Annotated in this window: 7 protein-coding genes and 1 tRNA gene; all 8 read left to right on the top strand. The window is 58.2% G+C overall.

The annotated features are described in order from the left end of the window. Positions 1-892, top strand: an 892-nt coding sequence (gene gap, locus WC683_19210; protein MFA4974737.1) for a type I glyceraldehyde-3-phosphate dehydrogenase, incomplete at its 5' end; no start/stop codon positions are given. An 18-nt stretch (positions 893-910) separates the two neighbouring features. Continuing rightward, positions 911-2,098, top strand: a complete 1,188-nt coding sequence (locus WC683_19205) for a phosphoglycerate kinase (GenBank protein MFA4974736.1) — start codon at positions 911-913, stop codon at positions 2,096-2,098. 22 nt (positions 2,099-2,120) lie between these two features. Further along, positions 2,121-2,882: a triose-phosphate isomerase gene (gene tpiA, locus WC683_19200; protein MFA4974735.1), complete on the top strand. Its 762-nt coding sequence runs from the start codon at positions 2,121-2,123 to the stop codon at positions 2,880-2,882. Between the two features lie 18 nt (positions 2,883-2,900). Continuing rightward, positions 2,901-3,230, top strand: a complete 330-nt coding sequence (secG, locus tag WC683_19195; GenBank protein MFA4974734.1) for a preprotein translocase subunit SecG — start codon at positions 2,901-2,903, stop codon at positions 3,228-3,230. Between the two features lie 180 nt (positions 3,231-3,410). Next, positions 3,411-3,492 (top strand) — tRNA-Leu (locus WC683_19190). A gap of 90 nt (positions 3,493-3,582) precedes the next feature. Then, positions 3,583-4,140, top strand: coding sequence for an HPr family phosphocarrier protein (locus WC683_19185; GenBank protein ID MFA4974733.1), 558 nt, complete (start codon positions 3,583-3,585; stop codon positions 4,138-4,140). Positions 4,141-4,222: 82 nt separating this feature from the next. Then, positions 4,223-5,146 carry an HPr family phosphocarrier protein gene (locus WC683_19180; GenBank protein ID MFA4974732.1) on the top strand — a complete coding sequence of 308 codons (924 nt, stop codon included), beginning with the start codon at positions 4,223-4,225 and terminating at the stop codon, positions 5,144-5,146. A gap of 10 nt (positions 5,147-5,156) precedes the next feature. Next, a partial coding sequence (locus tag WC683_19175) for a hypothetical protein (GenBank protein MFA4974731.1) occupies positions 5,157-5,391 on the top strand: 235 nt, incomplete at its 3' end.

Raw genomic sequence — 5,391 nt, 5'->3', positions numbered from 1 at the left:
TGACGTCATGGCCCACCTTTTCAAGTACGACTCCGCCCACGGCAGGTTCGAAGGCGAAGTCTCCTGCACCGAGAAAACGCTCAGGGTGAGCGGCCATGAAATTCCGGTCACCAGCGAAAAGGACCCCTCGGCCCTCCCATGGAAGGCGATGGAGTGCGACATAGTGCTGGAATGCACCGGCAAGTTCGTGGAACGCGCGGGCGCATCGGCCCACCTGAAGGCAGGGGCAAAGCGCGTGATCCTCTCTGCTCCGGCAAAGGAGAAGGACACCCCGACGTTCGTCTACGGCGTCAACCACGAGACCTACGACGCATCCAAGGACACGATAGTCTCCGGCGCCAGTTGCACGACAAATTGCCTGGCGCCTGTGGCCAAAGTCCTGCAGGAGAGCTTCGGCATCGAGCGCGGATTCATGACCACGATCCACTCCTACACCAACGATCAGAGGCTCGTCGACGCACCCCACAAGGACCTGCGCAGGGCGCGCGCTGCCGCAGTATCGCAGATACCCACGACCACCGGCGCCGCTAAGGCAGTCGGCCTCGTTCTGCCCATGCTCGCGGGCAAGCTCGACGGTATCTCGGTCCGCGTGCCGACGCTCAACGTCTCGCTCGTAGACCTGGTGGCTACGCTCTCCAAGCAGGCGACTGCGGACGAAGTGAACGCAGCGCTGAAGAAGGCCTCCGAAGGCGAGCTCAAAGGCATCATGGCGTATGTGACCGACCCATGCGTGTCGGTCGACTTCATGGGCGACAATCACGCCTCCAACGTCGACGCGGGCTACACCAAGACCATTGGAAATATGGTCAAGATCCTCTCGTGGTACGACAATGAGATGGGCTTCACCCATCAAATGCTGCGCCTGGCTGAGTACATGGGAAAGAAACTTTAGTTTATCGGAAGGGATTGTATGACGATCAAATACATCGACGAGCTGCCGATAGCTGAAAAACGCGTGTTCATCCGCGTGGACTTCAACGTTTCGCTCGACGATTCCGGCCAGATCAGGGATGACACCCGCATCAAAGCGGCGCTCCCGACAATACGCTACGCGCTCGGCGAGAACGCGAAGGTAATCCTGGCCTCGCACCTGGGCAGACCGAAGGGCAAACCCAACCCCAAGTACACGCTCAAACCCGTGGCGACAAGGCTCGCCGAGCTCCTGGGAGACGTGGACGTACTGATGCCCGAGGATTGCGTGGGCGACGCCGTGAAGAAACTCAACTCGGAGATGGAGCCGGGCCAGCTGATGCTGCTCGAGAACCTCCGTTTCCATCCCGAGGAAGAGGCGAACGACGAGGGATTCTCGAAGCAGCTCGCCGCACTCTGCGACGTGTACGTCAACGACGCGTTCGGCACGGCCCATAGGGCCCACGCCTCCACGGCGGGGATGGTCCGATTCGTTGAGGCAAAGGGCGCAGGCTTCCTCATGCGCTCGGAAGTCGAGGCGCTCTCCAAGCTCCTGGACAACCCGGCCAAACCCTTCGTCGCGATACTGGGCGGGGCCAAGGTCTCGGACAAGCTCGGCGTGATCGAAAACCTCATGAATATCTGCAGCTCCATCCTCATCGGCGGAGGCATGGCCTATACGTTCCTCAAGGCCCAGGGCGTGGAGATCGGCAAATCCCTGGTCGAGGACGAGAAGATCCACACCGCCCGCAGGATACTAGAGCGCGCGCAGACCAGGGGCATCCCCATAATGCTGCCCCGCGATCACGTCGTGGCAACGTCCTGCGAGGCAGGGGTTGCGACGAAGATCACTCAGAACGACTCGATCCCGGAAGGGATGATGGGCTTGGACATAGGCCCCAGGACCTCGGCAGAATATTCGGACGTGATCATGAAGGCGCGCACGATATTCTGGAACGGGCCGATGGGCGTGTTCGAGATACCCGCATTCGCCGCCGGCACCAACAAGGTCGCGATGGCGGTTGCCGAGAGCGGCGCGCACTCCGTGGTAGGCGGCGGAGACTCGATCTCGGCCATCAATCAGGCCGGCGTAGCCTCGCGCATCAGCCATGTCTCCACCGGCGGCGGCGCATCGCTGGAATTCGTCGAAGGAAAGAAACTCCCCGGGCTTGTCGCCCTTGAGGTTTGAGATTCATCCAAAAGGAGTCAAGATGAGACGTCCGCTGATCGCAGCAAACTGGAAGCTCAACAACACGGTGCCCGAGGCGCTCAAGTTCGTGACCGCATTTACCTCTGAACTCAAGTCGACGGGCAACGTCGACGTGGTGATAGCGCCTCCGTTCACCGCCCTTTATGCGGTCAACGAGGCGATGGACGGCACCGAGCTCAAGCTCGCGGCGCAAAACCTCTATTGGGAAGAGACCGGCGCGTTCACTGGCGAGATCTCAGGCCCCATGCTCCGCGATGCCGGCTGCTCATACGTCATCGTGGGCCACTCCGAACGCCGTCAGCTCTTCGGCGACACGGACGATACGGTGAACAGGAGGCTCGTGGCCGCGATAAAGAGCGGGCTCAAACCCATCATGTGCGTGGGGGAGACGCTCGAGGAGCGCGAGTCGAACCGCACCTGGGACGTGGTGGGCCGCCAGCTTCGCGACGGCCTCAAGGGGATAGACCTGGCGACCCTTGCCGATTTCGTCATCGCATACGAGCCGGTATGGGCGATCGGAACCGGCAGGAACGCGACCCCCGACCAGGCCCAGGAAGTGCACGGCCTCATGCGCTCATATCTCAAGGACAAACACGGGACAACGGTTGCCGACCGCACGCGCCTGCTCTACGGCGGGAGCGTGAAGCCGTCGAACAGCCGTGACCTGATGCAAAAGCCGGATATCGACGGAGCTCTGGTGGGCGGTGCGTCCCTCAACCCGCAACACTTCGCAGCGATCGTTCGCAGCGCACACAGCGCCTGAAACGGAAAGGAACACAGGATGGAATCCATAGTTTTGACGTTTCACTACATAATCTGCTTCGTGCTCATACTCATGATCCTCTTGCAGGCGGGAAAGGGCGCGGACATAGGGGCGGTCTTCGGCGGCGCATCCCAGACGATGTTCGGCAGCCAGGGCCCGGCCACGTTCCTCAACAAGCTCACGATAGGCGTGGCACTGGGTTTCATCGTAACCTCCATATGGCTCGCACAGATATCCAAGACCCAGAGCACCGGCTCGGTCCTGGACAAGGCCCCGATAACGGAGCAGGCGCCGGCAGCGCCGGCCGAGCCCCCGCTCGAGCCCGCTGCACCGATTCCGGCGAAGTAGTTATTGTTTTTTGAAATTATGAGGTGGTAATTGTATGTGGGTGGCGCCGGGTCGGGGGACCCCATTTGACGCCAGCAGTCGCGTGATGTAATCCGCATGCACTCGGTGACTGATCGCGGCGATGCCGCAAATGGGGGTGAGCCCGGCGACAGGACCCACATATAAATTACTAAGAAATTTGCCCAGGTGGTGGAATTGGCAGACACGCACGTTTGAGGGGCGTGTGGCGCAAGCCATGCGGGTTCGAGTCCCGCCCTGGGCACAAAAAAGCGGGGAGGTCTTTATGGCCTCCCCGCTTTCTTTCTCCTTATTTCACGCAACTTTTTCGACGATGAACCGATAAGACAGGACAATGTCCATTTCAAAAACACATCCAATCGATCGCCTCTATGTCGAGAGGTTTTTGGACGAGCATCCCGACAAACAAACTGTCGGCGTCGTTCTCAACGATCCCGCGGGCATGCACGTTCGAGTCGCCACCTATCTCATTAAGATTGCTCAGAAATACGAAGACACGACGCTCCAGATAAAAACTCAAGATGCCGATCCAATCCGCATTACACACAAATCCATACTCACGTTGATGACTCTGGGGCTGACCTGCGGTTCTCAATTTGAGTTCATTGTAAATGGTCCGCATGCGCATGATGTGCAAAAAGAAATGTTTGATTTGAAAATTGACGGGCTCCCGCTATTCCTCAAATTGACCCCAGATCCGAATCACAACGATGAAGAAGGTGGATTGAGCGGCAACGGCTCCTCTTCGCCGACGACCAACCACGGCGGAAGCCCAATCATGCCCCCAACCTCAGTTTCCGGGGCCTCGATGTCGCCTTTCATGTCCAGCGGGCTGCTCACTCGCAGCTTTGGTCCGAGTTTAGCGGCGCCCAGCCCCAGGCCGATCTTATAGATTTGTTAGTTATCCGCGCCTCTCTTTTTTACGCAACATTTTTTTGGATAATGCGATAAGCTCTGCAATGGCCATGTCGAGCATGCAGCGCATCGACGTTGTCTTGAACGACCCGAAAGGGTTGCACGCTCGGGTCTCAAGTTTCCTCGTTCAACTCGGGAATCAATACAAAGACACAACACTGTTTTTAAAATCGGCCGGAATGTCTGATCCGCTTCCCGTCGTCTCGTCTATCATGAGGCTGATGACCACTCCAGCGAAGCCTTACTCTCTCTGCAGGTTTTTTGCCGAAGGTCCTCATGCTAAGAATATGTTCGACGAGCTGCTCCACTTCAGCTTGTCGGATCCTAACAATCCCAACATCAAAAGACCGGTCTTCGTGAACGCAGAGGAGGCTGTGCAGAACAACGTCAAGTCAGCAGCCGATGCCTTTGCCCAAGCCGTTGAGAACTTGCCATCGCAACGCCACGACAGCCCGTGTCAGGCGTACCAACACGTGAAGACACAAATAGAGACTCAGCTGGATCTGCGCGGGAGAATGTCGTTTATAGATCTCAACGCCACGCCGCCGAAGGCGGCGATCAATGCAATCGCACAAAAAATAAATCAGAATAAAGAAGAGCTGGCCTGCTTCATCGATCCTGCCTCCCGAGCAATCATCATGGGCAATCAGGCCGGCGTCAGACACGGCAACCTGGCCTCTATAATCGCAAGGGATTTTGGCGGCAACATCTCAAACGCGCCCCTAACCCTGACCGAAGCATTGCTCCAGCGTAATCGCCTGGAATTGATCGGTCTCACCATTTATTTTGCGAGGGACCTGGCAAAGACGCCCAACGTGGAGAACGGCATTGCCGCCATGTTTGGGGATTGCGCAGACAAGCCATATCATGCGGGACCTTATGCTTATATAAATCTGTTTCCAGGCCAGATGCGGTCTCTTGTCGGCGGAGGCTTGTCGGCTTATGGTCTCGGAATGAATTGCCATCCCGGCCGCATCGTGTGAGCCTGGCCCTATGCCTCCAGAGATAATTCGAAGACTTGCAACTGCACTAGAGGATTCGTCGCCGCACGACCGGGGACGAATCGCGAAGGCCGCCAAGCAGCTCTCGCTGGCGTTCACAAGTGAACGCGCAGCGATGCCCCTGGACTATCTGTCCGATCCCTGCGCCCTCTCCGCCTACCTCGCAGTACTCCTGATCCCCAACGCGGTCAAGGTCATGCATTGCCTGGGACAGGTCGACACCCCTG

This window comes from bacterium, assembly GCA_041648665.1.
Lineage (GTDB): Bacteria > UBA10199 > UBA10199 > 2-02-FULL-44-16 > JAAZCA01 > JAFGMW01.
This window is presented reverse-complemented; position numbering and strand designations above follow the sequence as displayed.

What these genes read in the sequence shown, in the direction of transcription:
- tpiA (MFA4974735.1), top strand. Translation starts at nt 2,121, where the DNA reads ATGAGACGTCCGCTGATCGCAGCAAACTGGAAGCTCAACAACACGGTG.
- WC683_19205 (MFA4974736.1), top strand. Translation starts at nt 911, where the DNA reads ATGACGATCAAATACATCGACGAGCTGCCGATAGCTGAAAAACGCGTG.
- WC683_19185 (MFA4974733.1), top strand. Translation starts at nt 3,583, where the DNA reads ATGTCCATTTCAAAAACACATCCAATCGATCGCCTCTATGTCGAGAGG.
- WC683_19180 (MFA4974732.1), top strand. Translation starts at nt 4,223, where the DNA reads ATGCAGCGCATCGACGTTGTCTTGAACGACCCGAAAGGGTTGCACGCT.
- secG (MFA4974734.1), top strand. Translation starts at nt 2,901, where the DNA reads ATGGAATCCATAGTTTTGACGTTTCACTACATAATCTGCTTCGTGCTC.